At 71.5% G+C, this 26,727-nt stretch carries 17 protein-coding genes and 1 pseudogene; 7 read left to right on the plus strand and 11 right to left on the minus strand.

Annotation, left to right across the window (positions count from 1 at the left end; translation table 11 throughout):
* Positions 1 to 23 precede the first annotated feature (23 nt).
* On the plus strand, positions 24 to 998 hold the full coding sequence (locus FLX08_RS18090; protein WP_142620046.1) for a glutathione S-transferase C-terminal domain-containing protein: 975 nt from the start codon (positions 24 to 26) through the stop codon (positions 996 to 998).
* 132 nt (positions 999 to 1,130) lie between these two features.
* Here the strand turns inward: FLX08_RS18090 and FLX08_RS18095 are convergent, their stop codons facing one another.
* The 3 genes from FLX08_RS18095 to FLX08_RS18105 form a co-directional block, all read right to left on the minus strand.
* Positions 1,131 to 1,877: a hypothetical protein gene (locus tag FLX08_RS18095; protein WP_142620047.1), complete on the minus strand. Its 747-nt coding sequence runs from the start codon at positions 1,875 to 1,877 to the stop codon at positions 1,131 to 1,133.
* Between the two features lie 188 nt (positions 1,878 to 2,065).
* Positions 2,066 to 2,830: an SDR family NAD(P)-dependent oxidoreductase gene (locus tag FLX08_RS18100; protein ID WP_142620048.1), complete on the minus strand. Its 765-nt coding sequence runs from the start codon at positions 2,828 to 2,830 to the stop codon at positions 2,066 to 2,068.
* Positions 2,831 to 2,863: 33 nt separating this feature from the next.
* Positions 2,864 to 3,424, minus strand: coding sequence for an NADPH-dependent FMN reductase (locus FLX08_RS18105; protein WP_142620049.1), 561 nt, complete (start codon positions 3,422 to 3,424; stop codon positions 2,864 to 2,866).
* Positions 3,425 to 3,509: 85 nt separating this feature from the next.
* On the opposite strand from FLX08_RS18105, the gene FLX08_RS42145 reads away from it, so the two are divergent.
* The 3 genes and pseudogenes from FLX08_RS42145 (at position 3,510) to FLX08_RS18120 (ending at position 5,061) form a co-directional block, all read left to right on the plus strand.
* Positions 3,510 to 3,977, plus strand: coding sequence for a MarR family winged helix-turn-helix transcriptional regulator (locus FLX08_RS42145; protein ID WP_142620050.1), 468 nt, complete (start codon positions 3,510 to 3,512; stop codon positions 3,975 to 3,977).
* A gap of 5 nt (positions 3,978 to 3,982) precedes the next feature.
* Positions 3,983 to 4,382: pseudogene (locus tag FLX08_RS18115) on the plus strand (MoxR family ATPase); the annotation flags it as partial.
* A 205-nt stretch (positions 4,383 to 4,587) separates the two neighbouring features.
* Positions 4,588 to 5,061 carry a hypothetical protein gene (locus FLX08_RS18120; protein WP_208761517.1) on the plus strand — a complete coding sequence of 158 codons (474 nt, stop codon included), beginning with the start codon at positions 4,588 to 4,590 and terminating at the stop codon, positions 5,059 to 5,061.
* 138 nt (positions 5,062 to 5,199) lie between these two features.
* Here FLX08_RS18120 and FLX08_RS18125 read toward each other — a convergent pair whose 3' ends face one another.
* From FLX08_RS18125 to FLX08_RS18140, 4 genes are all read right to left on the minus strand, one after another.
* On the minus strand, positions 5,200 to 5,721 hold the full coding sequence (locus tag FLX08_RS18125; protein WP_142620051.1) for a hypothetical protein: 522 nt from the start codon (positions 5,719 to 5,721) through the stop codon (positions 5,200 to 5,202).
* Between the two features lie 25 nt (positions 5,722 to 5,746).
* Positions 5,747 to 12,163, minus strand: a complete 6,417-nt coding sequence (locus FLX08_RS18130) for an RHS repeat-associated core domain-containing protein (RefSeq protein WP_142620052.1) — start codon at positions 12,161 to 12,163, stop codon at positions 5,747 to 5,749.
* A gap of 102 nt (positions 12,164 to 12,265) precedes the next feature.
* Positions 12,266 to 16,066: a laminin G domain-containing protein gene (locus FLX08_RS18135; protein ID WP_208761518.1), complete on the minus strand. Its 3,801-nt coding sequence runs from the start codon at positions 16,064 to 16,066 to the stop codon at positions 12,266 to 12,268.
* Between the two features lie 374 nt (positions 16,067 to 16,440).
* Complete coding sequence (locus tag FLX08_RS18140) at positions 16,441 to 19,086, minus strand: helix-turn-helix transcriptional regulator (RefSeq protein WP_142620053.1); 2,646 nt, start codon at positions 19,084 to 19,086, stop codon at positions 16,441 to 16,443.
* A 42-nt stretch (positions 19,087 to 19,128) separates the two neighbouring features.
* Between FLX08_RS18140 and FLX08_RS18145 the strand changes: the two genes are divergently transcribed.
* Complete coding sequence (locus FLX08_RS18145) at positions 19,129 to 19,731, plus strand: dihydrofolate reductase family protein (RefSeq protein ID WP_142620054.1); 603 nt, start codon at positions 19,129 to 19,131, stop codon at positions 19,729 to 19,731.
* A gap of 384 nt (positions 19,732 to 20,115) precedes the next feature.
* On the opposite strand, the gene FLX08_RS40695 is transcribed toward FLX08_RS18145, so the two are convergent.
* Positions 20,116 to 20,289: a hypothetical protein gene (locus FLX08_RS40695; RefSeq protein ID WP_167530475.1), complete on the minus strand. Its 174-nt coding sequence runs from the start codon at positions 20,287 to 20,289 to the stop codon at positions 20,116 to 20,118.
* A gap of 12 nt (positions 20,290 to 20,301) precedes the next feature.
* Between FLX08_RS40695 and FLX08_RS18150 the strand changes: the two genes are divergently transcribed.
* A complete protein-coding gene (locus FLX08_RS18150) occupies positions 20,302 to 21,138 on the plus strand; it encodes an SDR family oxidoreductase (protein ID WP_142620055.1) in 837 nt (278 codons plus the stop codon).
* A gap of 187 nt (positions 21,139 to 21,325) precedes the next feature.
* Entirely contained in the window at positions 21,326 to 21,985 is a 660-nt protein-coding gene (locus FLX08_RS18155; RefSeq protein WP_142620056.1) for a maltokinase N-terminal cap-like domain-containing protein, read from the plus strand.
* Between the two features lie 48 nt (positions 21,986 to 22,033).
* Here FLX08_RS18155 and FLX08_RS18160 read toward each other — a convergent pair whose 3' ends face one another.
* The 3 genes from FLX08_RS18160 to FLX08_RS18175 all read right to left on the minus strand — a co-directional run bounded on the left by FLX08_RS18160 (position 22,034) and on the right by FLX08_RS18175 (position 26,727).
* Positions 22,034 to 24,073, minus strand: coding sequence for a beta-galactosidase (locus tag FLX08_RS18160; protein WP_208761519.1), 2,040 nt, complete (start codon positions 24,071 to 24,073; stop codon positions 22,034 to 22,036).
* 266 nt (positions 24,074 to 24,339) lie between these two features.
* Positions 24,340 to 25,701, minus strand: coding sequence for an ABC transporter substrate-binding protein (locus tag FLX08_RS18170; RefSeq protein WP_142620057.1), 1,362 nt, complete (start codon positions 25,699 to 25,701; stop codon positions 24,340 to 24,342).
* Between the two features lie 90 nt (positions 25,702 to 25,791).
* Positions 25,792 to 26,727, minus strand: coding sequence for a carbohydrate ABC transporter permease (locus FLX08_RS18175; RefSeq protein WP_142620058.1), 936 nt, complete (start codon positions 26,725 to 26,727; stop codon positions 25,792 to 25,794).

Below are 26,727 nucleotides of genomic sequence, written 5' to 3' on the forward strand. Positions count from 1 at the left end.
TCGGCCGACCGCAAGGAGGCTTCATGACCACCCAGGCGCCCGCGTACGCCAGTCCCGCGGACGTCGCCGCCCACGGCCCGTACGGGCCGGGTAGGACCGATCGTCCAGGACCCCTGTATCCCTTCCAGGGCAGGATCACCGCCGACGGCTCCAGCGGCCACCCCGCCGAGCCCGGCCGCTATCACCTCTACGCCTCCTTCACCTGTCCGTGGGCGCAGCGCGCCGTCATCGTGCGCGACCTCGCCGGGCTGCGGGACGTCGTGGCGGTGTCCTACGTGGACGACGACCGGGACGGCCGCGGCTGGGCCTTCCGGGAACGGCGCGGGCCCGACCCGGTCAACGGCTTCACACTCCTCAGGGAGGCGTACGACGCCACCGAGCCCGGATATCCCGGCCACATCTCGGTGCCGGTGCTGTGGGACCGGCGGACGAGCCGGATCGTCAGCAACGACTTCGCGCGGATCCCCTTCGAGCTCGGCACCGCGTTCGCCGAATGGGCCACCACGGACCTCTATCCGCTGGACCTGCGCGACGAGATCGAGGCCCTGGACGAGGAGATCGCGCGCGACCTCGGCCAGGGCGTGCAGCAGGTCGCCAGAGCGGCCACCCAGGAGGAGTACGAGCGGCGGCGCGCCGGGGTGGCTGCGACGCTGGACCGCTACGACGCCCGCCTGGCCGGACGGCGATATCTGTTCGGGGAGCGCCTCACCGAGTCCGACGTGCAGCTATGGGTGATCCTGGTCAGATACGACCTGCTGCACAATCCGCTCGCCGGGATCACCAAACGCCCGTTGACCTCCTACCCCCACCTCTGGGCGTACGCCCGCGACCTCTACCGGATCCCCGCGTTCCGCGAGACCACCGACTTCGCGGCGTTACGGCTCACCGCCGGGCCCGCCCATCCGGGCCGAGGGCCCATGCGGATCGAGGTCGAGCCGCACCAGGCCGACTGGGACGCGCCGCACGGACGCGAGGCGCTCGGCGAGGAGCACGTGTAGCGGCGCATGCGATTGCGACGACGAGGAGTCCGGCCGACGAGGGCAGTTCGTCCGGCACCGACAGGCGGGGCTCGATGCCGAACGAACTGCGGTCCCAGGACCTTGCGCGCGCCGGGAGTTCCACCAGCGCGATCAGCTCGGCTGGAAAGTGATCTTTTTGGCCGGAAGGGTGAGCCGGACCTTTGTCCCCCATGACGAGAAACGCATGTCGGTGCGGGCGACCATCGCTCCCGTCAGGTGGTCCGGATCGGCGAAGGTCGTGTAGAGCCGGGTCGGCAGGCCCTTCCGGTCCGTCCACAACCGCCAGTGGACCTTCAGCGCGGCCTCTCGCCGGGAGGGCTTCATGTCGGGCTGCGCACGCAGGGACGGCGACGCCTTGTACAGCGTCCCCATGGTGATGGTGCCCTGATAAACGCCACCGGTCCGCTTGGTCGTGGTAGCAAGCAGCGCTTTGTACGTAGCCGGCTCGAAAACCGGCGGAACCAAGGAGAACGGGTTGCGGTCACTGGCGGTGAACCGCTCCTTCCACCAGGCCTTCCCGTCCGGCAAAAACTTCTGTAGCGGCTTTCCCGACTGGTACGTGTACCCGCCCGCGGCGAGCAACCGCAGCTGCCCCCCGAGCTGCTTGGTCTTCACGGTGAGGTCGTATGCGGTCAACCCCGCCCTGCCGAGCCGCACCGCACCACGAATGTCGGATGTCTCGAAGAGGTCCTTCCGGATGTGCACCCGGTGCGTCTCGCTCACCTTCACCCAACGCTTGGCCGCCACCTGCGCTGTGAACGCCGCCAGGGGGTCGGCCGTACGCGCCTCGGCCGGACCTGCCGGCCAGGAGACCAGTAACGCCGTGACCACACCCGCGCAAATCACCGAGCGCCTCATGCATTCACTCCCGAAGTCGGATTCCTCGGCTCGTCAGAGGCGCGAGGTCGTCGGCGGCAGATTACCTCTTCTTGGTGAGGCGCCCGCCGAGGGCGGAGGCTCGCCAGTGGCGAGGGCGGTTTCTTCTCGGCCACCGGCCGATCCCCCCTGACGCTCGGTGGCCGGACGCCAGGGGGGATCGAGTGGCGTCACCAGGCGGTCGCGCCGCCGTCGACCGCGTAGTTGGCGCCCGTGATGTACGCCGCCCGGTCGGAGGCGAGGAAGGCCGCCAGCTCGACGATCTCCTCCGGCCGGCCGAAACGCTTGAGGAGCGTCTTGCGCGTGATCGCGTCCCTGGCCGCCTTGTTGTTGCCGAGATCGCGGTCACTGGCCGGGGTGAGGATCGGCCCCGGGCTGATCGCCACCGCGCGGATCCCGTGGCGCGCGCCTTCGAGCGCGAACTGCCGGGTCATGCCGATGACCCCGGCGTTCGCCGCGCTGTGCGCGACCATCGGGGGCACCTCACCCGCGATCATGCCGGCCATGGACGTGACGTTGATGATGACGCCGCCACCCCGCCGCATCAGGGGCGGCCAGGCGAACTTCGACACGAAGAAGGGATTGTCGAGTTCGCTGGCGATGGTCGCCCGCCAGTCCTCCACCGAGAAGTCCGGCACCGGCCCGAAGCGGGGCCTGGCCGCGTTGTTGTAGACGATGTCGAGCCCGCCGTACGCCGCCACGGCGTCCTGGACCAGCCGCCGCGCCTGTTCCGGGTCGGTGAGGTCGACGGGCGCGATGCCCGTCATGTCACCTCCGGCACGGCGGACGAGTTCCACCGTCTCGTCGTTGGCGTCGACCTGGATGTCGCACCCGACGACCTTCGCGCCCTCCCGCGCGAAGACCAGCGACGCGACCCGGCCCTGACCACCGGCGGTGCCGGTGATCAGCACCACCTTGCCGTCAAGCGTTCCCATGGAGTTCCTCCTGATCCCCGAGTCAGTGCGAACTCAGCTGACGCGCAGCGGCGCGAGTGCCCTGCTCCACGCCACGACCTGGTCCAACATGGCGGTGAGCGAGTCGCGCTGGAACTCGTTGGGCGTGAACACGCTGAAGTCCTTGAAGTCGGTGAAGAGCGACAGCGCCACCTGAGCCCGCACGTCGGCCATCTGGAGCTCACCGGCGATCAGGCGCAGGTGCTCCACCGCCCGGGTGCCGCCGACCGAGCCGTAGCTGACGAAACCGACGGCCTTGTTGTTCCACTCGCCGTAGAGGAAGTCGATGGCGTTCTTCAGCGCGCCCGACGTCGAGTGGTTGTATTCGGGCGTCACGATGACGAACCCGTCGAACGAGGCGATCTTGTCGGCCCACGCCATGGTGTGCGGCTGCGTGTACTGGCCCAGCGAGGGCGGCAGGGCCTCGTCGAGGTGGGGGAGTTTGTAGTCGAGCAGGTCGACGAGCTCGAACTCCGCGTCGCTCCGCTGCCCGGCGACCTGGTGCACCCAGCGGGCGACGGCCTCCCCGTTCCGTCCGGGGCGGGTGCTGCCGAGAATGATCCCGATCCTGGTCATGACGATCTCCACTTCTGCGAGAAATGATTGCTTCGCGAAGAAACCATATTGGTTACTTCGTTCGTGAAGCAAGTAGAATGTGGCCATGACCACATCGCAGCCAGTGCCGCCGGCGGAGCCGCTGACCTCCGAGGAGGAGGCGTTGATCCGCGCGCTGCCTCGCCTGATCTACGCGCTGCCCCGCGCGATCGACGCCGACATGGTGCGCGAACACCGGATGCCGCTCATCGAGTGGATCGCCCTGATGCGGTTGTCGGAAGCGCCCCGGCGGCGCATGCGGATGGGCGAGCTCGCGGTCGCCTGCGAGCTCTCCCTGAGCGGGATGACGCGCATCGTCACCGTCCTGGAACGGCAGGGCCTGGTCGAACGGGTCAGGTGCGACGACGACGCCCGGGGGTTCAACGCCGTCCTCACCGACGCCGGCCTCGCCCGCCTGGAAGAGGTGTGGCCGAGCAACCTGGCCAGCGTGCGCCGGCACTTCCTCGACCACCTCGATGGCGTCGATCTCGCCCGCCTCGCTCGTGCGATGCAGAACGTGGCGAGCAACGCCTGACCCGCGACAACGCGCTCGCGAGGCCCATGCCGTCCGCGCTGGTCAACCGCATGATCCACGTTCATCTGCGGGCCTCGGCCGACGACTGGCTGAGCTGGGCGGCCGCGAGCGGCATCCATCCCTGGATCGTGGACTACCTCGTGCAGCGCCCCGACCACCTGTGGAGCGCGCCGCCCAAGACGGAGGAGCCGTTCTCCACGCCGCGCGGCTGGCACATGCTGTCCGACGCCATGCACTCGGCTGGTGAAGGAGCTGCCGCAGTCGAAGGAGCACGCCTCGCCCGCCGGCCGGCAGCTCGCCTTCCGCGCCAAGAACCTGCTGGTCGAGCTGGCGGGGATCTCGCTCGAATGCGCGCAGCTCGTCATCGCGGCGGGTGACGACGGCGCGCCGGTGCTGCCGTCGTGATTCCTGGTCGAGGTCGGCCGCGACCTGCCGCGCCTGGCCGCGGCCCGCGGCCGACGGCGACGGGAGCCGACGTGGCCCGCGGCAAGCGGAAGGCCGACCCCTGGCGCGACGCCGTGCTCAAGGGCTGGGCGGCGAGGAGTGCACCCGGTGGGGGCAGCCGCGGCGGGTTCCCCGGCACCCCTACCTGGCCGCCTGCTGCCTCACCGTGGACCGGTTCCTCGCCACCCTCAAGGTCGGCAGGGCGCCGGAGCCGCGGCCGCCGGTCTTCCCCCCGGAGGACGAACGGACGCCGGCCGGCCTCGAGCAGGAGATCCGGGCCCTGGACCACCCGCCGCTGCCCTGGGACGCGGCGCTCGAGGCCATCGCGTCGTACGCGACCGCGCGCGACGTGCCGCGCGCCCGGGTCGTGTTCTGCGACGCCGTCGCCTACCACGCGGGATATCTGCCGGTGGAGGACGTCGCCCGCAGGGTACGCGTGCGGGGACGCGGGGGGACGATCCTCCAGCCGGGGGTGGACCTGCTGGAACGGGCCGGCGACTTCCCTCCGGACGGCCCGATCCTGGTGATCACCGACGCGGGGTGCGACGTGGTGCGGATCCGCCGCGAGCACGCCTTCCTGATCCCCGAAGGCGCCTTCCTGCCGTTCGCCCCGCGCGGCCCGGTCTTCCGCATGAGCTGACGGAAGCCGCCCGCGCCCGGTCGCGTCGCGAGATCGGGTGCGGGCGGCAGTGGTCACGAGGGCATGGTCGGGAGGGCAGTGGTCACGAGGGCATGGTCACGAGCGCATGGTCACGAGGGCATGGTCACGAGGGCATGGTCACGGGCGGCAGCGGTCCGGGTCGGTGCGCAGGAAGGCGTCCCTGGTCGTCTTCACGGTCTCGTCGCCGCCCGCCCAGGCCAGCACCTGCCCGTCGCCGAGCCCCGCCAGGTCGGCCGCCGTGAACGGCACCCTGCCCCGCAGGTTGCGGCCGTTCATGAAGCCGTTGACGGTCGCGACATAGGGCACGCCCTCCCGCAGCGCGGTGAGGCTGTCGTCCGTGGTCCGCCAGCCCTCGGGCGGCGCCTGCAACGCCCGCACGTCCCGCACCGTCGCGCCGCCGCCGCTGTTGTGCACGTTCCAGGTGAGCAGGTCGCCGCCCTCGGTGTCCTCCAGGACCGTGAAGTCCCGGGCGGCGTAGCCGGGACAGTCGGCGAGCAGCAGCCTGACGCCGCCGTCCTCGGCGCGCTCGACGCCGAGGACGCCCTTGGGCGCGGGCGTGCTGTCGCACGCCGTGGCGAAGAAGGCCAGGGCGGCCAGGACAGCGGCCGCGTATCCGAGCCCCGGCCTTCTTCCGCGCATCATCATGGTCCTTTCTATCCGATTTCTAGCTCACGGGGCCCCAGTGCAGCGGCTGCCATTCGACGTAGCCGCCCCACCACAGGTTGGCCTCCACCTCGAAGGCGTTGGCGGCCGCGGGATCGCCCCAGTCGTGTTGCGACCGCCAGGCCTGACCGCCGTAGGCCGCGATGAAGTCGGTGGCGTTCCTGAAGCGCGCCCACTGCTCGGAATGCACCGCCTCGTGCTTTTCGAGGTTGGGCCCGTACTTGTCCGCGGTCGCACGCCCGGCGGTCTTGGCGATGTCGTTCCTGGTCTGCTTCTCCTGCCGCAGCCGGCTCTCGAACTCCTTCTTCGAGTAGGGGAAGAAATGGACGTCCCCGACCGTCATGGGCTGGTCGCCGCCGGGCGAGCCGCCGTAGCAGACGTACTGCAGCGCCCGCCGTTCACACCCCTCGCTGGCGAAGGCCTCGTACGTCACCGCCAGCGCGTTCGCTCCGTTGAAGTTGTTGTTCCAGTGGAACGGGTGGATGAGCAGCGACTTCAACAGGTTGACGCCGTTGTCGCGGTTGACCGGCTTGCAGTGGCAGCCCCCGGCCGGCGGCTTGGGCGACGGGCCCGGAGACGGACTCGGCGTCGGGTAGCTCTTCTTCCCGGACTGCTTCTTCTTGCGATGCGCGGCGCCCTTGGCGGGGTCGACCTTGCCCGTCTTCGGGTCGTAGCCGACGCTCGCCTGCGTCTCCTTGTCGCAATACTTGAGGTCGTACTGGCACGAGTTGGGCCGCGAGCCGATCTCCTCGCCCGTCGGGTCGCTGAACGTGACGGGGCTGTTGTTCCCGTACGAGTAGCCGTTGAGCGACTGGGCCTGGTCGGTGGACAGCACCGGGTCGACGCTCAGGAACCTGCCGACGACCGGGTCGTACATGCGGGCTCCGATGTAGGTGAGCCCGGTGGCGGCGTCGGCGGGCTTGCCGAGGAACCCCTTGTCGTCGGGCCACGCGCCGCCGACCGTGTCCCCGCGCGGCGCGCCGAACGGCGTCGTGAACCGCTTGCTGATCGCCTGACCGGCCGCGTCGACCGACAGCGAGGAGGTGCCGTGCTGGTCGCCGGCGAGGAAGGAGACCGCGTTCTTCCCGCCCTGGGTCGTGCGCACCGCGATCACCTGGGTGTCGGCGGCGTAGAAGCGGCTGGCCCAGGTCGTGACGGTGCTGCCGGTCTTCTTCGAGTGGATCTCGGTGGCGCCCAGGTAGAGCACGCTCTCCCCGTCGCCCACCGCGCGGCGGATCAGCAGCGCCCCGTCGGCGTCGTACAGGTAGGCCGTTTTCTGTGTGCCCTGGGTCAGGGTCGCGATGCGGCCCTGCGCGTCCCAGGTCAGCACCTGGCCGCCCCGCCCGGTCGTGTTGCCGGACTTGTCGTAGGAGTAGGTGGCGGTCGCGCCCGTGCAGGAGCCCGTGACGACCGCGGTCAGGGCGTGCCGCTTGGTTGTGTCGCCGTAGCAGTACGCCGAGGTGGTCGCGGTGGAGCCGTTGTAGCGCGTCTCCGTCGCCCGCAGCCCGGAGGCGTTGTAGGTGTAGGCGGTCCGGTAGGGCGCCGCGCCGCCCAGCGTCTTGCCGGTGCAGTCGTCGGTGGCCGGCGTCCACGCCTCGGTCAGCCGCCGCTGCCCGTCGTAGGCGAAGCACTGGATGTCGTTCTGTCCGGCGCCGTCCTGCGTGGGGGTGTCGGCGATCTCGGTGACGTTGCCCGCGTCGTCGTAGTGGTAGGTCAGGTCCTGCGGCTTGACCGGCGTGGACTGGGTGGTGACGAAGGACCGCTTCAGCCGGTCGGTGCCCTCCTCGTAGGTGTTGTTGAGGAAGGTCTTCTTGGCCTGCGTGGCCCCCGAAAGGCCGAGGGTGAACTGCAGGGGCTGCCCGAGCGCGTTGTAGTCGGCCTTCTGCAGATAGTCGGTGGTGCCGGTCAGCCCGTTGACCTGCCCCGTCGGGGTGTAGGTCAGGCTGATCCGCTCCTCGGCCAGGCCGCCCGCCGCGGGCTCCGTGGAGCTCTTCAGCGTGCCGTCGAGGTTGTAGTCGCTGCCGAAGACGTAGCTGGTCTTCGCCGCCCCGGACAGGACCATCGGGTCGTTCGGGTCGATGTCGATCTCGGTGCTGGTGGCCCGATACTGGCCGTCGTACGCGAGGACCTTCTTCGTGTACGCCTTGCCGGAGACGCCGCCGTCATAGCTGGTGGACGAGGCGAGCTGTCCCTTGGCCACGGTGTCGTAGGTCCAGGCGGCCAGCTTGTTCGCGTCGGTCCGCGACCCCGACCACAGCCCGGTCTTGCGGCCGAGCTCGTCGTAGCCGTACAGCAGGACCGAGCCGTTCGCGCCGGTGACCGTGTCGATCTGGTCGAGCGCGGTGTAGCGGATCGTGCTCGCGCCCTTGTCGGGGTCGCTGATGCCGGTCTGCCGCCCGAGCAGGTCGTAGCTGTTGGACCACTTCGTGCCGTCGGGACCGGTGACCGTCAGCTCCTTGCCGTCGGGCCGGTAGGTGAAGGACGTGGAGGTGTGCCCGCTGGAGGTCAGCGACCCGAACTGGGTGTCGGCGGGGGAGGGCGAGTCGTACTCGCGCCGTTCCACCGTGCGGCCGAGGGCGTCGGTGATGGTGCGGACGGCCGTGCCGCCGGTCACCGAACTGGCGGCGGTGGAGTCGCCGGTGTAGGTCGTGGTGGTCGTCCACTTCTCCACGCCGTACGACAGGAACGTGCTGCGGATCTGCCGCCCCGCGCCGTCGAAGACGAGGTTCGTCTGCTTGGGCGCCTCGCCGTACTCCTCCCGGGTGTAGGTGGCGTTCGGCGTCCGCGTGGAGTCGAAGATGTCGGCGTAGGTCTCGTAGGCGAGGCCGCGCGAGTCATAACGGGTGTCGGTCAGCAGCCGCCCGCCGTTCGGGGCCGGCCTCTGCGTCTGCATGGGCCGCAGCAGCGAGTCGAAGATCTCGTACGACCAGCTCGCCGTGGTGGACGACTTGACGACCGAGGTGCCGATGGCGGGCGCCTTGCCCCGCTGGTAGACGTAGGAGTAGGCGTAGGTGGGGGTCTGCCCGCCGTCCTTGCTGCGGTCGGGCAGCCACACGCCGGTCAGCCGGCCGAGGGCGTCGTAGGTCTGCTCGGTCTTGCCGTTGTTCGGGTCGTAGGTGCGCACCGGAAGGCCGCGCGTCCCGTCGAGGAACGTCGTCACCTTCTGCTGCTTGGCGTTGGTCTCCACCGTCTTGGTGAGGACCCCGGCGCCGGCCGGCGTGTACGCCGTGGTGGTGGGGTTGCCGCCCGCGTCGGTCACGGTCAGCGGCCTGCCCAGCGTGTCGTAGGTGGTCGAGCCGGTGCGCTGCCAGCCGGTCGGCGGGCGGTCGTCGCCGGTGACGGCCGACGGATAGCCGGTGGCCCGTCCGGTCCAGGTGGCGTCGCCCTTCACCGGCTTCTGGCTCGCCGACCACCCGGTCGCGGCCGTGTTGTCATACACGGTGGCGGTGTCGGACAGCACGTCGCCGGGGGTGGCGGAGTCGGCGGGCAGCGACAGGTCGGCCTCCTTCACCGAGCAGGCGCGGCCGACCACGCGGGTGCGGGAGACGAGCGAGTTCAGGCCCTTGGCGTCGTCGCGGGCATACCAGGTGCGGGTGCAGGTCTCGTCGCCGCTCTTGGCGGTGTCGCCCGTGCTGTCCTGCGCGACCGCCATGCCGTACGAGTCGTACGTCGTGGAGGTCGTGACGGTGCGCCAGGTCTTGGGGACCGTCAGGTAGGTGTGCTCCGAGGTCCTGCCCATGCGCACGTAGTAGGCCTCGGTGTCGGCGTACGACTTGTGCTGGGTGGCGGTCTTCGCCGACCAGGGGTCGTTGACCGTGACGTCGACGGGAGTGGACCCGTCGTAGGTGACCTCCTCACGGGTGAATCCGGCGTACTGCTCGGAGTCGGTGAGGTCGGGCACGTCGAGACCGGCGACGTCGAGGCCCGGCACGGTGGCGGAGCGCCGCTTGTCGGGGTCGACGGTCCTCGGGCTCGCCGACTTGAGCAGCCGGTCGCCGTTCATGCCCTGCAGGTAGACCGACACCGTCTTGGTGCGGGTGCCGTCGGCGTCGCCGACGTACGTCGTGACCTTCTGGTAGCCGCGCCACAGGGACCAGGTGCGCTCGTCGGACGGAGTGAACGGGCTGTCGTTGTAGCGCCAGCCGGGCGTGGAGTATTCGTAGGCGTACTCGACGAGCGGGTTGTGCCCCGCCGGGTCGGCGATGTTCACCGCGAGCACGCGGTATTTGTTGAACCAGTCGATCGAGGCGTCGGTGGCGCCGTTGATGTGCCAGAACTGCGGATAGCAGGACAGGGAGTTGTCGTCCTCGGCCTTGGGCATCGCCGAGCCGCGCACGCACTCGGGCTCGTTGTAGGTGACCGTGGTGATCGCGCCGGTCTCTGAGGTGATCGTCTCGATGCGCGGCCTGGTCAGCGGCAGGATGTTGCCGCCGCCCGGCTGGGTGCCGCCGTCGACCCGGTTGGGCCGCATGGTGTAGGTGAACGAGACGGGGTCGAGCGTCATCGGCGTGTCGGCGGTGGAGCCGGTCCGGACGATCGACATCAGTGACAGCGTCTGGTCGGCGGAGCTGCCGATGTCGCCGCCGTCCAGGTATTTCTGCGTGAACGCCCAGGAGTCGACCGGCTTGTACGCGGTGCCGGACAGGACGCTCGTCTCGATCTTCACCAGCCGCTTGCGGCTGAAGAAGGCCGGGCTCTCGGCGTGGCAGTCGTCCTTGTCGGCGTCCTTCTTGCAGATGGCGTCGAAGGGGACGTCGGGCCAGTTCTCCGCGGTGTCCTTGGTGAGGCTGCCGCAGTCGGACGCCGTGCAGCGCTCGGCGTAGGAGAAGGCCACCTTGTAGGGCGCGTCGACGGTGAACAGCGTGTCGGACCGCTGCCCGTAGAGGATCTTGTCGAGGTAGCCGCCGCGGACGTAGGAGGTGGTCGCGGCGGCCGACTTGTTCTTCCGGTAGTAGTTGGTCTCCGCCGTGTACCAGTACGTCATGGCGTTGCCGTGGGTGTCCTCGGCGTAGTCGAGGTTCCACCGCCACGCCTGGGTGACCGAGCGGTCGGCGAAGGAGTCGCCCTTGCTGTAGCCGGGCTCACCGGAGTCGTCGCCGAACACCGGGACCGTGAACACCGAGTTGGTCCGCTGGCTGCCCGCGCCGCTGAGCTTGTTGAGGCCGAAGACGTACTTGGTGCCGTCGCCGGTGATGACGGTCCAGTATTCGCCGTCGTCGTCGCCGTTGTCGGCGCCCGTGGAGTGGACGACCGTGGAGGCGTCGTCGTTCTGCAGCCGCCACTTGCCGCTGGTGTCGTCCTTGACCAGCTCGGTGGCCTTGCCGTTGAGGACGAGCGAGGCGTTGTCGTACTTCCAGCACAGGTCGTACTGCTTGTCGTGGCCGTCTTCGTGACAGGTGCCGAACTGGCGGTCGATGTAGGAGGTCGCCGCGGTCTCGAAGCCCTCGCCGATCGAGGTGCCCTGGTTGTTGCTGGTCGAGGTGCGCCCGTCCACGCTGCCCGAGTCGTACGACAGGTCGAGCGCGGGCGCCGGACCCTCCGCCGGCTCCACCGGGGCGATCGGGTAGGACCAGCTGAAGGAGCCGGAGTTGCCGCCCGCCTGCCAGGTGGACGACGCGGAGAGCGGGGTGGCGGCGTAGTTGCCGCTGCCGTCGGCGGCCTCGCCGCCCTCGCCGGGGGCGTCGGCGGTCACGGCCAGCACGGCCGGGGCCGCGTCGAACGCGACCGGCGCCGAGAGGGTCTGCGCCGTGGCCGAGTTCTCGGTGTCGAGCGGGGTCCGTGTGCGGCACTCCTCCCGCTCGGGGGTGGTGGCGGCGCAGGCGGGCAGCCGGACCAGCCGTAGCCGGCCGCTCCACCCGCCGCCGTACGCGGAGGCGAAGGCGGCGTAGCCGACGCGCAGCGTCGCGGTGCCCGGGGCCTGCGCCGACGCGGTCAGCAGCACGCCGTCCACGCCGGCGGCTTCGGCGGCGGCGCGGTCGAGCACCCGCACGCGGGCCGTCTGTGCGGCGGCGGTGCTTTCGGGGGCCGCGGCCTGGGCGCCGGCCGGCGCTGCGCTGTCGGAGGCGGCGCTGTCCAGGCTCACCGGGAGCCCGCCCACGCTGACGCCTTGCGCGCCGCCGATCGGCACGTCGGCCTCGCCCGCGCCCGGCCACCGGGCGGCCTCGCGCTCCTTGGCGGCCCGGTCGGCGGCGGCGTCGTTGCGCGCCCTGGACGCGGCGACCCGCTCCCTGGCCTCCTTCGCCCCGCTCGCGTCCATGGCCCTGACCTTGCTGGACCGTTGCTTCTGCACGGGAGGGGCGCCGGGCGGGCCGTGTTCCGCGGAGACGACGGCGGCCGAGGCCGTCGTCACCCCGGCGGGTAACGAGATCACCACCGTCAACGCGGCCACCAGGGCAGCACGAATTCCGGGCCGTCGCATGACCCAACCTCCTCAAGAGGAACAGAGAGAACCCGCGGACCAGCCGGGGGAGGATGCGGGAGCCGCGGGGGCCGGCGGGCTCGCCGGCCCCCGCGCCTTTCGTCAGTCGCCGATGACGGCGTCCAACTGGTCGGAATCGGCCATGGCGCCCGCCCACAGCCGCAGATCGGTGATCCTCGCGGGGAGGAAGTGACCCCAGGAGGTCGCGCTGAAGCCCTTGCCGGCCGCGAAGTCGCCCGACCCTGGCACGGCGGTGTAGGCCATGTCGAGGTCGTTCTGCTCGTGGCCCACGTAGAGCCGCACCACGCGCCCGTTCGCCGCCAGGGCGTCGTACACGCCGGTCAGGCGCACCGGGCTGTCCAGGCTGGCCGCGGTGTCGGAGCTCACCCAGGTCTTCGTGCCGTCCTTGCCGACCCGGCCGAAGCGCCAGTAGCCCACAGGCACGCTGACCTCGTTGCCGTCGTCGTCGAGCTGCGTCTCCTTGCCGGTCAGCTCGAACCACAGGCCCCACGACGACCCGTCGGCGGTGCGCTGCCCGGCCACCTGGCCGACGGTCCCGATCGGCTTCGACACGATCGTGTCCCGGTCGAGCTCGACCCTCGCGGTGACCGTGAACGAGCCGGTGTCGTCCACGACCGGGCCCGCGGTGGTGGCGGCGTCGTCCACGCCGTCGAACACCAGGCCCTCGCCGTCCAGCGACGCCCCGCCGGCCAGCGCCAGCGCCCGGCCGTACCCCGACAGCGAGTCGGGCAGCTGCGTCCCGGCGGCGCCCGCCGGGTCCCAGTCGGCGACCAGCTCCACGTCGTTGCGGCCGGACGCCGGCGACTCCGACCGCGTCTCCGTCGCCACCTCCTCCGGGGTCAGGACGCGCTGCCAGGCGGCGACCTCGTCGATCGAACCGGGGAAGTGGAACTGGAAGACGTCGGCCCACTTGTAGCGGCCGATCTCGAACGGCCCGGTGGCCGACCACAGGCCGGAGACGGTCGCGGTGCCCTGCGGCACGCCGTTGACGTAGAAGCTCAGCTGCTGCGTCGCCGGGTCGTAGGTGCCGGCCAGGTGGGTCCAGACGTTCGCCCTGGACGTGCCGTTCTTGCCGCAGACCCCGAAGTACGCCTTGCCCGTGTCCGCGTCCTTCTCCTTCACCCCGAAGCAGAAGGCGCCGTAGTCCTTCTCGTGCCAGAGCAGGAAGGGACTGTAGCCGCCCGAGCCGTCCTGCGACAGGACGATGCCGTCGTCGCTCACCTTGTCGAGCCGCACCCAGGCGGCGACCGTGTAGGCCGACCTGGTCTCCAGCACGGGCCCGGACGTCGCGGCGTACGCCGACGTGCCGTTCAGGCTCAGCCCCTTGTCGACCTTGGGGGTGGCCAGTGCGTTGCCGGCGTCGTCATACCAGACCTCGCCGCGGCGTCCCCGGGTGTCCCGTACGGCGCCGCCGGAGAGCGTGGCGTCGTGGTGCCCGCTGCCCCGGTCGACGGCGACACCGGAGTCCTCGTCGAAGTGCCACCTGCCGACCGGGCCCGCGCCCGCGGCGACCAGGAAGTCGACGACCGTGGTCGCGCCGTATCTGCCGACGTTGTCCTTGGCCCGCACGTACAGGCTGTACGTCCCGGCGGCCGGTGGGGTGATCACCACCTTGGCGACCGCCCCCGCTATGTCGGACGACCAGGTCGAGCTGGTGGACGCGCGGTATTGGTAGGCGACGTTGTTGGCGTCGCCGGACGCCGGGCCGAAGGTGACGGTGGTGCTCTGCCCGGGCCCGCCGGCCGGCGTGCAGCTCGTGGTCGTGCACGCCGTGTAGGGCGCGCCGAGCGCGACCACGGGCGCCTTGGGCGCGGTCGGGTCGACCTTGAAGTAGCACCATCCGGTGGTCGAGCCGTTGGACGGCCCCGGCAGCTGCTTGGTGTAGTTGCTGTAGTAGGAGCGGGTCCACGAGCGGTAGCGGTACAGCACCCCTTCCGACAGCGTCGGCGTGGAGGCGGTGACCTTCACGTTGTCGCCGACGTGCCCGGTCGTGGGCCGCTCCATCGTGGTGAAGGCGTCGGTCCAGGTGCCGTCGGAGTTCTTCTTGTCGACGTCCATCGCCGCCCGGAGCATCGCGCCCGACTCGCCGCCCGGCTCGGTCTGCGGTGTGGACGCGAGGGTGGGCGTGGGGTCGGAGACGACCGCGGGCGCCGACTCCTTCGTCTCGCACACGGTGCCCGATCCGGTGACGATGCCGATGCCGGTCGGCAGCGCCGGCAACCCGACGTAGTCGACGACGAGCACGGCGTCGTTCCTGAACCGCTTCCAGGCGGAGGTGTCGCCCTCGTCGTGCGCCCGCAGCTCCAGCGTGAGCTTGGAGAACTTGCCCGCCGCGAAGTCCTTCACGGTCGGGGTCAGGTTCTCGTTGGTCTCGTCCGGGTTGTCCTTGAACTGGATCACCGCGGCCGGCTGGCTGGGGCTGCAGGCCGAGCCGCGGCCCGCCGACACGTTCCGGTCGCCCATCAGGTCGAGCTCCTTGGGCCGGCTCGACCAGGTGGTGGACGAGGTGAAGTTGTTGGTCCGCTCCAGGTCGACCCATCGGGCGCTGCACTGGAACGACCAGGACTCGGTGACGCGGAACGCCGCGCTCAGCACCTGCTTGCCCTTGAGGCTCGCGGGGGAGAACTGGAAGTACAGCCGCTGGGTGTATCCGGGCCCGCAGTAGTAGCCGCTCCAGGTGCCGCAGTGGCCGACGCCCACACCTTCGTTGTCGTCGCCGTTGCCCCAGTTGTACGACTTGTAGCCGTCCGAGCGCAGCAGCGTCCTGTCGGTCTCTCCCCAGGTCACGGTGGGGTCGATGTAGACGGGGTAGGCCGACTCGTCCTTCTGCCGCAGCAGATCAGCGTCGGGCACGAGGGTGATCGAGTCGTCGCCGACCTCGATCGGCAGCTCGGCGTGCCCCGCCCCGGGAGCGGGGCCGTCGGCGGCCGGCCCCTCGTCCGGCCCCTCGTCCGGCCCCTCGTCCGGCCCCTCGTCCGGAGCGCCTTCCGAGGGCTGCGGCGTCGCCGGTGACGTCGGCTCCGGCGAGCCGTCCGCGGGCGCGCCCTGGGGAGCGGTCTGGGGAGCGCCGGCCTTCGCGGAGGGGGCGGCGTCGGAGGGTACGGCGCCGGTCGCGCCGGCCTGCCCTGCGGTGGGGTCCCCGGTGGAGTCCCACATCGCGGCGGGAGGCGAGGTGAAGACCTCGGTGGCGTTGCCGTCGGTCGCGGACATGCCGCCGTCCGCGGTCTCCTCCACCTTGAGCCCGGACGACTTCACGGCATACCGGATCTTCGCGAGCGCGGGGTTGGCCGCGGCCTGCGGAGTCTTGACGATCAGGACCTGGCGGAAGCCCTCGGTCGTCGCGGTCATCCTGAGGTCGACGTCCGGCAGCACGTTCGGATAGGTGGCGTTGGGGCCGTCCAGCACCGGCTCGGGCAGGGTTCCCGGCCAGCCCAGTGCGAGGGTGCGGCCGTCGCGGTGCATCGTGACGAGGTTCCCGCCGTCACCGCCTCCGGAGAAGGAGATGCCCACGGCGGCGGCGACCGGCCCCACGCTGCCGTCGGCGCGACGGGCGAGCGTCGCGTCGGGGGACACCCACGCGCCGTCCGGTCCCTTGACCCGGACGGGGGTGGTCGACTGCTCCAGCCGGAACGACTCGCCGTCCGGATTGGCATACGTGGTGGTGAACTCGGTCCGGGCCTCGGTCACCTCGACCGGCTCCCGGATCTCGGCCGCGCGCTTCAGCGCCTGCTGCCAGCCGTTGAGCGGGCCCGCGTCGGATCCCGTCCGACCTTCCTCCTGCGCCGCCATCGCGGCCGGGGGCGCCCCGGTTCCCACCAGTAAACCCGCCACGACCACGGCAGTGAGCGCACGCCAACTCCGCAGTCCGGGAAGCCTGAACATGGGTTATCTCCCGTACGAAATCCACAAGATCGCCCACATTAAACGTTTACAGTTCACTCCTGTCAACGAAATCTTTTCGCCCAATAAGGAGGTTGATTCATGTTCTCGACACAAAGCAAAAGAAAGTGATATTCGGGCAGTAAGTCAGACAAATTGACACGGTGCTGCACACGATGCGCGTCGGCGTGCCAGACCTCCGCCGCGGATGTCGTGCCACGGAGAGCGGGCACTCACGGTGGGTGACGGAGGATCGGCGGCCCCGGCCGGGACCGCGTCGCCGCGTTGCCGGATCGCTGTGTTGTCTCCGTGTCGCCGTGGGCCGGGCCCGCGCCGGCCGGTGTCTCAGTGGTCCGGCGTCTCAGTGGTCCGGCGTCTCAGCGGTCGTGTTCGCGGTGCAGCGCGGCCAGTTCGGTGCGGTTGGCCACGCCGAGCTTCGCGTACACGTGCGCCAGGTGCGTCTTGACCGTGCTGCGGCTCATGAACAGCCGGCCGCCGATCTCGGGGTTGGACAGGCCCGCCACGGCCAGCCGTACGACCTCCTGCTCCGCGGGAGTCAGGCTGGCCCAGCCCGTGGCCGGACGGCGGCGTCCGCCGTGCGCGCGGCGGGTGAAGGCGACGGCCTCCTCCAGCTCCATCCGGCGGCCCTCGGGATCGGACGCGACGCTCGGCCGGTGCGGCCGGGGGTAGCCGAGCTCCTCCCTGGCGCGGTCGCACGCGCCCATGATGCGGGCGCCGGTGGTGGCGCCGGCCGGTGCCGCCAGGGCCTCCAGGCTGTCCACGCAGGCCAGGCGGAGGCCGCTGGCGGCGCGCAGGCGCAGGGCCTCCAGATGCAGCGCGACGGCGCGCGACTCGTCGAGGAACGCCTGCTGCTCCAGGGCGTCGGCGATCAGGCGCGGCATCCCCAGGGCCTCGGCGGCGTCGAGGCCGGCCGCGCACGCACGGGCCGCGCCCTCCGGGTCGCCGGCCTGCCGCAGCGCCGCCGCCAGAGCGATGCGGGTCTCCGGGGTCAGCAGCTCGTCGGGCTGCTCGCCGCCGCGCCAGGCCGTCTCACTCCTGAACCATTCGGCCGCCCGCACCGCTTCGCCCCTGCTCAGGCAGAGCCGCCCGATCGTCAACGCGAGCCCCGGCACGAAGGGCGCCGAGGGCGCCTGGTCCACCAGCCGGATGACCGGGTCGAGAGCGAGCTCGGCGGCCTTGTCGTCCCCCTGCAGGTGGCACACCCGGGCGAGGACGGCGCGCGCAGTACCGGCACGGTGGTAGTCGGCGAGCGGGGTGGCGACCTCGACCGCCTGCTCCGCCAGCGTCCTGGCCCGGTGCAGCTCGCCGAGATAGGCGCTGCCGAGGGCCATCAGGCCGAGCGCCAGCGCCGCCACGCCGCGGTCGCCGCGCCGCAGCAGGCCGCGGACCGGCGTCTCCATCGCCGCCAGCGCCTGGCGATGCTCCTCCCTCATGTGGTGGACCAGGCCGACGAGGACCTGCGCGGCGTCGCCCACGAAGGCGTCGCCGGCCGCGACGGCCTCCTCGCGTACGGCGGCGGCCCGCACCCGCGCCTCGTCCGGGGAGGTGAACAGCATGCCGATGGCGCTGAGCGACCCCGCCAGGCAGGCGGTCCGCAGGTCGCCGTGGTCGAGCGCCATGGCCCGGGCGGCGTCGGCCGCGTCGAACTCCAGCCCGGCGGGGTGGGTGGTGTCGGCGACGAGCGCCAGGCCGGTGAGCACGCGGGCCTGCAGCGCGCCGTGCTCGCCGGCGCCCCGCTCGGCCGCCAGCCGGAGCAGCCCCAGGCCCTCCACGAGCCGGCCTTCCAGATGCCACAGCCAGGCCAGCTCGGCCGCCAGGTGGCGAGCCTGGCCTAGACGGTCGCCGGACAGGCCCCATTCGATCGCCGCGCGCAGGTTGGGATACTCCTCGCGCATCCGGGCCCGCCAGGTGTCCTTGTCGCCGTCCAGCAGCGGGGCGGCCTCCCGCACCAGGGCCAGGCAGACCGTCAGGTGCCGGTCGCGTACGGCGTCGAGCTCGCCCGCCTCTGCGAGCCGCTCCCACGCGTACCGCCTGACCGAGGACAGCATCCGATAGCGGGTGACGCCCACGCGGGTCTCGGCCAGCAGCAGCGACTTGTCGATGAGCCGGCGCAGGCCCGTGAGCACCTCCACCCGGCCATGGCCGTCCAGCACGCCCTCGGCGGCGGCGAGGCTGAAGCCCGGCTCGAACACGCCCAGCCGCCGGAACAGCACCTGGTCGCGCTCCTGAAGCAGGTCGTGGCTCCAGGCCATCGACGCCGCCAGCGTACGGTGCCGCGGCGGCGCTCCCTGGTGGCCGTTGACCAGGATCGAGAACCGGTCGTCCAGCTCGGCGTGGATCTCCTGCGGCGTCAGCGTGCCGGTCCAGGCGGCGGCCAGCTCAAGCGCGAGAGGGATGCCGTCCAGGCGGGCGCAGATGTCGCGCACGGCGGTCAGGGCCTCCTCGGTGCGCGGCACGTCGTGCGCCCGGTCGAGGAAGAGGGTGACCGCGTCGTTGGCGTCCAGGGGCGGGACCCGCCAGACCAGCTCGCCGGGCAGGCCGAGCGGCTCCCGGCTGGTCGCCAGGACGGTGACGTGCGGGCAGTGGCGCAGCAGGCCCGCCACCACCTCGGCGACGCCGTCCAGCAGGTGCTCGCAGTTGTCCAGCACCAGGAGCAGCTCGCGCTCGCGCAGTTGCCTGGACAGGGCGGCGGTCTCGTCCGAGTCGCCGGCCAGGAGCACCCGCAGGACCGTCGCGACGAGGCGCGGCACCGCCGCCGGGTCGGTCTCCTGCGCGAGGTCCGCCCACCACACGCCGTCGCGCGGCGGGCGCACCGGCCGCCTGGCGAGCCGGGCCGCCAGCCGGGTCTTGCCGCAGCCTCCCGCGCCGGTCAGGGTGACCAGCCGGGCCTCGCCCAGCGCCGCCCCGATCATGTGCAGCTCGGCCCGGCGGCCGACGAACGAGGTCAGCTCCGGCGGCGGAGCGCCGTCGTCGGCCAGGTTCGCGTCTGGCATATCGGCCATCTGGCCGATGTTAGCCACTGCCGCCCCGGCAAGACTCGCCTCATGACAACGAACCGCACCGTAATCGCCAACATCACCCTCTCTCTCGACGGCCGGATCCACGGCCCCGGCGGCGAATACGACATGGGCTGGATCGTCCCCCACGCCGTCAGCGACGCGGCCCGCGACCACATGGTGAAGGTGACCTCCGGGGCCACCACCGCGCTGCTGGGCCGCAAGAACTACCAGGGCTTCGGCGGTTTCTGGCCCGCCGTGGCCGAGGACGAGTCGGCCGATCCCCGCGACCGGGCCTTCTCCCGGTGGCTGAACACCGTCGAGAAGGTCGTTTTCTCCACCACGCTCACCGAGGCGCCGTGGCAGAACTCCCGCATCGCCGCCGCCGGTCCCACCGAGGTCGTCAAGGAGCTGCGGCAGCAGGACGGCGGCGACATCGTCGTGCTGGCCAGCACCAGCGTCATCCAGGCCCTGCTGCGGGCCGGAGAGCTCGACCGGCTGAGCATCACGCTCGCGCCCGAGCTGGTCGGCGACGGGCCCCGCCTGTTCGCCGACGGCCTTCCCGCCACCGGCTGGCGGCCCGTCTCCGTCACGCAGGCCGCGAGCGGGGCGCTGTGCCTGCTGTACGACAGGGTCCGCGACGGCGACTGAGACGCGTCGCCGGCTCGTCCTCCCGCTCTGGCCGGCTCGTACGCGGCCTTGAGCACGGTCTGGGCGGGCTGGCTCACCGCGGAGCCCCCGCCGGCACCCCGGAGCCCTCGCCTGGGACCGCCGCAGGCGCCGTCCCGGGCGATCGGGTCCGGGCTCCGGCGCCGGCCGCCGCGCGAGGTCCCGGCCACCCATTGGGCCGCCGGAGACGTCACCGTCGGCGCACGCGCGGACTGAGCATGCGGCGATTCGTGCTAATTTCTTGATCGTAAGGTGCGGCGCTCGTACACGAGCGTGCCGGGACATCCGGCCGGCACGACAGCCTCAGCACAGGCTGTCTGGATCTCTCAGCGGAGAGTGTGCCCTGCCATGCCCGTGCCCTTGTCCTCACGTGCATCGGACCTCGTGACCGTCGGCGGCCGCCTGGAGATCGGTCCGGTCGATGCTCGCGGCGAGGCCGAGGGCCATCCCGCCCTCGGTGGCGACGACCGGCATGACCGCAGGCCCACTGCGCCTTCCCCGCTTGCGGAAGGCGGCCGCAGTCGAAACCGTACCGATCACCGGAGTATTTCCATGATTCTCGTCACCGGAGGCCGCGGCGCGGTCGCCACCCATCTGCTGACCCTGCTGGTCGAGGCCGGTCGCCCCGTGCGCGTGGCCTCCAGCGACCCCGGACGGCTGCGGGTCCCCGACGGCGTCACGGCCGTCACCTGCGATCTCCGCGCTCCCGCGACCTTCCCGGCCGCACTCGACGGCGTCACCGAGGTCTTCCTGTACGCCGAGCCCTCGCACATCGCCGAGTTCGCCGACGCCGCCGTCACCGCGGGGGTCGAGCACGTCGTCCTGCTGTCGTCCTCCGGCGTGCTGGAGCCCGGCGCGGCCGGCGATCCGCTGGCGGCGTCGCATCTCGACGTCGAGACCGCACTGCTCGCGGCGCCGCTCACCACCACGATCCTGCGCCCCGGCTCCTTCGCCGGCAACGCGGGCGCCTGGGCCTGGCCCATCAGGGCCGGACGCCCGGTGAGCCTGCCCTATCCGGGCTCCCACACCGACCCCATTCACGAACGGGACCTCGCCGAAGTGGCCTTCACCGTGCTCACCGAGCCACGCCACCAGGGCCGGCATCTCCATCTGACCGGCCCGGAGAGCCTCACGTTCACCGAACAGATCGAGCGACTCACCGAGATCACCGGCCGGCCCGTCACTGTCGGCCACGTCACCCGGGAGGAATGGAAGCAGGAGATGGCCGACTATATCCCCGGCCCCTACGCGGACGCCCTGCTGGATTACTGGCAGGCCAACGACGGCCGTCCCGTGCTCCTGACCGACACCGTCGAACAGGTCACCGGCCACGCTCCCCGCACCTTCGCCACCTGGGTCCGCGACCACGTCGCGGACTTCGCCGGCTAGCAACCCTTCGAGGGCCGCCGGGGCGTGGGTCGTCCGGCCCCGCCCCGGCGCGGACGCGCGTCCCGGGGCCGGCCGTACTGCTCGGGGAGCACGTGAAAGGCCGCCGAGGGGCGTGTGAGACGATGATCGGCCCCGGCCGTGGCGCCGGAGCGCACGAGACAGGACGCCGACGAAGGGGCTTCGCGCTATGGCTGTCGTCCATCGCACCACCTTGACACCCACCAAGCTGGAGCTGCTCACGTCCTGGCTTCCCACCCGGCCCTGGTATGAAGGCGAGGGACGGCCGGAGCTGCTGAAGGGCGGAGGCTTCCGCCTCGACGACCCGCAGGGCGAGGTCGGCATCGACTTCATGGTGGTCACCGACGTGTCCGGCGACCGGCCGTTCTCCTATCACGTGCCGCTCACCTATCGAGGGGCGCCGCTGGAGGACGCCGCCCACGCCCTCATCGGTACGGCGGAGCACGGCGTCCTGGGACCGCGGTGGGTCTACGACGGCACGCACGACCCGGTCCTCGTCGCGCAACTCCACGCCCTGCTCCACGGTGACGCCGAGCCGCAGCACCAGAGCGTGAGCGACACCCCCGACCCCTCGGTCGCCGCGAGCCTCACGGGAGCTCCGGTGCCGGGCCCGATCCGCCTGACCGCCGTGGCCGACGGACCGCACGCCACCGACGTCGTCGTGGACGGCGACGGGGGCGGGCGGCTGACCTTGCGCTTCACCCGCGTCATGCGGCCCGGCGAAGCGGACGCCGAGGGGACCCGGGGGCACGTCACGGCCGGCTGGCGGCTGCCCGACGAGACCGAGGTCCGCGGCGTGTACGTCGTCGTCACGGACGCGCCCCGCTGATCGTGACGCCCGGCGAGCCGCCTCGCCGGGGGCCGGTGAGGATCCCCGCTATGCGCGGGGCCGGCGCAGGACGCGGACCTGCCGGGGGGCCAGGGTCGTGTCCTGGGCCAGGGCGGGGCCGTGCAGAGGGTCGCCGGGGATCGCGGACACGTCGACGTGCCGGTCGGTGCGGTTGATCACGAACCAGTAGTCGTCCGTCCCGTCGGTGCGGACGGCGACGTCCACGAGCCCGCGCGCCTCGGGCGGCAGCTCCGAGGAGACCCCCGCGACGTCCAGCAGGTGGGGAAGGACGACCCCCAGGCCCTCCGGGCCGAGGCGAGTGGAGACGTACGACGCAGAGCCCGCTCCCGTACGGCGCGTCGTGACGGCGGGGCGGCCCGCGTGGTCGCCGGTCTTGTACGTCGCCACGACCTCGGCCGCCGGGTCGGTGACGTCGATCCGGTCGGTCCACAGCGTGCCGGACACGCCGAGGTCGAGCTCGACGGACTCGCCGTCCAGCAGGGGGCCGAACTCCTCGATCCGGATGCCGAGCAGGTCGCGCAGCGCGCCGGGGTAGCCGCCGAGCCACACGTGGTCGTCCTGGTCGACGATGCCGGAGAAGTAGGTGGTGACGAGGTGCCCGCCGGAGGCGACGTAGCCCTCAAGCCGCCGGGCCAGGGCGGCGGGCACGACGTGCAGGATCGGGGCCACGAGCAGCCGATAGCCGCTGAGGTCGTCGTCCACGCCGGCCACGTCCGCGCGGACGCCCGCGTCGAGGAACGCGGTGTACCAGTCGAGGGCCTCCTGGCGGTAGCGCAGCAGCGAGGTGGGGTGGGAGTCCAGCTCGCTGGCCCACCACGAGTCCCAGTCGAAGGCGATCGCCACGGGGGCGCGCCGCCGCCGGGTGCCCGCGACCGGCGCGAGGGCGGCCAGCGTGGCGCCCAGGCCGGCGACCGAACGGAACACCTCGCTGTCGGTGCCGGCGTGGGGCACCATCGCCGAGTGGTACTTCTCGGCCCCGCCCGCCGACTGCCGCCACTGGAAGAAGCAGACCGCGTCGGCGCCGTAGCCGACGTGGGTGAGCGAGTCACGGGCCATGCCGCCGGCCCGCTTCGCCAGGTTGACCGGCTGCCAGTTGACCGCGCTGGTGGAGTGCTCCATCAGGAACCACGGCCGGCCGCCGGCGAGCGAGCCGGTGAGGTTGGCCGAGAAGGACAGCTCGTCCTGCGCCTGGGGGCCGGTCAGCAGGTAGTGGTCGTTGGAGACGAAGTCGACCTCGCGGGCCCAGTCGGCGTAGTCCATGCCCTTGGTCTCGCCCATGACCATGAAGTTCGTGGTCACGGGGACGTCCGGGGTCAGCTCGCGCAGGACGTCCCGCTCCGCGCGCAGGTGGTCCTTCAGCGCGTCGGAGGAGAACCGCGCGAAGTCGAGCTGCTGGGTGGGGTTGGGGTAGGAGGCCGCCAGGCGCGGCGGCAGGATCTGCGTCCAGTCGCTGTAGCGCTGGGACCAGAACGAGGTCGCCCAGGCGCGGTTCAGCTCGTCGAGCGTGCCGTACCGTGCCCGCAGCCAGGCACGGAAGGCGGCCGCGGCGTCGTCGGAGAAGTCGTAGACGTTGTGGCAGCCGAGCTCGTTGGAGACGTGCCAGGCGGCGAGGGCGGGGTGACCGCCGTAGCGCTCCGCGAGGGCGCGGGTCAGCCGCAGCGCGTGCTCCCGGAAGACCGGCGAGGTCGGCCGCCAGTGCTGCCGCGCCCCCGGCCACAGCGTGCGGCCGTGCCGGTCCACGGGCAGGATCTCGGGGTGCCCGGCCGTCAGCCACGGCGGCGGCGAGGCCGTCGCCGTGGCCAGGTCGACGGCGATGCCGTGGGCGTGCAGCAGGTCCATCGCGTCGTCGAGCCAGTCGAAGTCCCAGACGTCCTCGTCCGGCTGGATCCGCGCCCACGAGAAGATCGCCAAGGAGACGATGTTCACCCCGGCCGCCCGCATCGCGCGCATGTCCTCGTCCCAGACCTCCCGGGGCCACTGCTCGGGGTTGTAGTCGGCCCCGAACCCCAGGCGGGCCCGTCCGGGCTCGGATGGCCAGCGCACCCAACGGTGTCGGTCAGCGTTCACAGCGACTCCTTCGAATGATGGTTACGTGGTTGTTGGCGCCGCCGCCGTCACAGGTCCGCAGGAAGACCGGGGTGCCGTTCGCGGTGCGGGCCTGGCCGACGTCCAGGCACAGGCCGGACTGGGCCGGCGTCGCACCGGCGAATACCCGGGCGGAGACGACGGCCAGTGCTGTGAGCGCGCGGGGGAGCGGGCCCGCCCCGGACCGTCGCCGCCGCCGCGCCCCCGCGGAACGGCGGCGGCGACGGTCCGGGGGACCTCGGCGACCGCTACTTGACGGTGAAGCCCTGCTCCTCGCCGTACTTCAGCGAGGCGTCCTGCCAGGCCTTCAGGCCGTCCTGCAGCGTGGTGGAGGAGGTGTACGCCTTGCCGACCGTGTCGTTGAAGATGCTGTTGGCGTAGACCTGGAAGGGCAGGTAGGACCAGCCGCTGACGACCTGCGAGGCGGACTCGGCGAGCACCTGGTTGACCTTCTGGCCGCCGAAGTAGGGGAACTCCTTGTCCTGGAACTTCTGGTCCTGCAGCTGGGCGGTGGTGGCGGGGAAGGCGCCGCCGTCCACCCGGGTCTGCACCCCTTCGTCGACGTTCGCGTACTTGAGGAAGGCGTAGGCGAGGTTCTTGTTGGCGCCGGCCTCGGGGATCGCGAGCGAGCTGCCGCCGTTCTCGGAGGTGGCCCTGCCGCCGGCCTCCCACTGCGGCATGGGCGCGACCCGCCACTTGCCCGCCCCGGCCTTGACGCCGGACTCGAGGTTGGCGGGCATCCAGGCGCCGATGACGAGGGTGGCGATGGTGCCGTCGCCCAGGCCCTGATACCAGGCGTCGCTCCAGCTGCTGGTCGGCGCGAGCAGCTTGCCGTCGATCAGCTTCTGCCAGAGGCCGGTGAACTTCTGCGTGCCCGGCTCCGCGAAGTCGATCCCGACCGTGGTGCCGTCGACCGCGTACGGCTTGCCGCCCGCCTGCCAGATCATGCTGGTGGTGAAGCCCGCGTCACCGGTGTCGTTGGTGATGTACGCCTTCGGGTTCGCCTGGTGCAGCTTCTCGGCGTCCGCCAGGTACTCGTCCCAGGTGGTGGGCACCTTGAGGTCGTACTTGTCGAAGACCTCCTTGTTGTAGAACAGCGCCATCGGGCCGGAGTCCATGGGCAGGCCGTAGATGCCGTTGCCGACGTGGACGGAGCTCCACGGGCCGGGGGTGAAGGTGCCGTCGAGCTTGCCCGCGCCCAGGGTGGCGAGGTCGGTGACCGACTTGGCGAGGGCGAACTGCGGCAGGGCGTAGTACTCCACCTGGGCGACGTCCGGGACCCCCGAACCGGCCTTGATCGCGTTCTGGAGGGCGGTGTACTGGTCGTTGCCGGTTCCCGCGTTGACGAGGTTGACCTTGACCTTCGGATACTTGGCCTGGAAGTCCGCGACGACCTGCTTGAGCGTCGGCTCCCACGCCCAGACGGTGATGGAGCCGCCGGTGTCGAGGGCCTTCTGGATGTCGGCGTCGGAGACGGCCGCGGACGCCGCGGGGGCGGCCGCGCCGGCGCCCGAGGAGGAGCCGTCGTCGCCGGAGCCGCAGGCGGCGGCGGTGAGCGACACGGTCAGGGCCGCGCCCAGCAGCAGGGCGTGACGGCGGGTTATCGCCATGGTTGTGCCTTTCTGGGTTATCCGGGGAGACAGACGTCGATGGGGCGGGTGCCGTTCACTGCCCGTCGTGCCGGGCGAGCGCGGTGCCGGTCATTCCTTGACGCTTCCGGCGGCCAGGCCCGACTGCCAGTAGCGCTGCAGCAGCAGGAACGCCGCGATCAGCGGGATGATGGTGAGCAGCGAACCGGTGATCACGAGGTTGAAGACGGCCTCGCCGCCCGCCGTGAGGGCCTGCTGGTTCCATTCCTTCAGGCCGACCGTGAGCGGATACCAGTCGGGGTTCTTCAGCATGATCAGCGGCAGGAAGTAGTTGTTCCAGGTCGCGACCACGTTGAACAGCAGGACCGTGACCAGCCCGGGCGCCAGCAGCGGCAGGCTGATGCGGAAGAAGGTGCGGAACTCGCCCGAGCCGTCCACCCGCGCCGACTCCAGGATCTCCTTGGGCACGGCGTCGTTCGCGAAGGTCCACATCAGATAGAGGCCGAACGGCGAGACCAGCGACGGGATGACGATCGACCACGGGGTGTCGGTCAGGCCCATCTTCGCGAACATCAGGAACGTGGGCACGGCGAGCGCGGTGCCGGGCACCGCCACCGCCCCGATGACCACGGCGAACACGGCCTTCTTGCCGGGGAAGTCGAACTTGGCCAGCCCGTAGCCCGCCAGCGTCGCCAGCAGGGTCGCGCCGCCCGCCCCGGCGACCACGTACAGCAGCGTGTTGAGCAGCCAGCGGACGAAGATCCCGTCGTTGTACGTGAAGGTCGTGCCGATGTTGTCGAACAGGGCGAAGTCGCCGCTGAACCACAGGCCGAAGGAGCCCAGCAGCCCTTCCTGGGTCTTGGTGGCGTTGATCACCAGCCACAGCAGGGGGAGCAGCGTGTAGACGAGCATGAGCGCGGTCAGCACGGTCAGCGTCGCGCTGCGGCGGCCCTGCGAGGACCGGCGCCGCCGGATGACCAGAGGGCCCCGGCCGGAGGAGGCCGCAGGCCGGGACGCCCGGCCGGCCGTGGGAGTGGAGGTCGCCAT

Source organism: Microbispora hainanensis (assembly GCF_006874475.1).
Lineage (GTDB): Bacteria > Actinomycetota > Actinomycetes > Streptosporangiales > Streptosporangiaceae > Microbispora > Microbispora hainanensis.

What these genes read in the sequence shown, in the direction of transcription:
- FLX08_RS18090 (WP_142620046.1), top strand. Translation starts at nt 24, where the DNA reads ATGACCACCCAGGCGCCCGCGTACGCCAGTCCCGCGGACGTCGCCGCC.
- FLX08_RS18095 (WP_142620047.1), bottom strand. Translation starts at nt 1,877, where the DNA reads ATGAGGCGCTCGGTGATTTGCGCGGGTGTGGTCACGGCGTTACTGGTC.
- FLX08_RS18100 (WP_142620048.1), bottom strand. Translation starts at nt 2,830, where the DNA reads ATGGGAACGCTTGACGGCAAGGTGGTGCTGATCACCGGCACCGCCGGT.
- FLX08_RS18105 (WP_142620049.1), bottom strand. Translation starts at nt 3,424, where the DNA reads ATGACCAGGATCGGGATCATTCTCGGCAGCACCCGCCCCGGACGGAAC.
- FLX08_RS42145 (WP_142620050.1), top strand. Translation starts at nt 3,510, where the DNA reads ATGACCACATCGCAGCCAGTGCCGCCGGCGGAGCCGCTGACCTCCGAG.
- FLX08_RS18125 (WP_142620051.1), bottom strand. Translation starts at nt 5,721, where the DNA reads ATGCGCGGAAGAAGGCCGGGGCTCGGATACGCGGCCGCTGTCCTGGCC.
- FLX08_RS18130 (WP_142620052.1), bottom strand. Translation starts at nt 12,163, where the DNA reads ATGCGACGGCCCGGAATTCGTGCTGCCCTGGTGGCCGCGTTGACGGTG.
- FLX08_RS18135 (WP_208761518.1), bottom strand. Translation starts at nt 16,066, where the DNA reads ATGTTCAGGCTTCCCGGACTGCGGAGTTGGCGTGCGCTCACTGCCGTG.
- FLX08_RS18140 (WP_142620053.1), bottom strand. Translation starts at nt 19,086, where the DNA reads ATGGCCGATATGCCAGACGCGAACCTGGCCGACGACGGCGCTCCGCCG.
- FLX08_RS18145 (WP_142620054.1), top strand. Translation starts at nt 19,129, where the DNA reads ATGACAACGAACCGCACCGTAATCGCCAACATCACCCTCTCTCTCGAC.
- FLX08_RS18150 (WP_142620055.1), top strand. Translation starts at nt 20,302, where the DNA reads ATGATTCTCGTCACCGGAGGCCGCGGCGCGGTCGCCACCCATCTGCTG.
- FLX08_RS18155 (WP_142620056.1), top strand. Translation starts at nt 21,326, where the DNA reads ATGGCTGTCGTCCATCGCACCACCTTGACACCCACCAAGCTGGAGCTG.
- FLX08_RS18170 (WP_142620057.1), bottom strand. Translation starts at nt 25,701, where the DNA reads ATGGCGATAACCCGCCGTCACGCCCTGCTGCTGGGCGCGGCCCTGACC.
- FLX08_RS18175 (WP_142620058.1), bottom strand. Translation starts at nt 26,727, where the DNA reads ATGGCGACCTCCACTCCCACGGCCGGCCGGGCGTCCCGGCCTGCGGCC.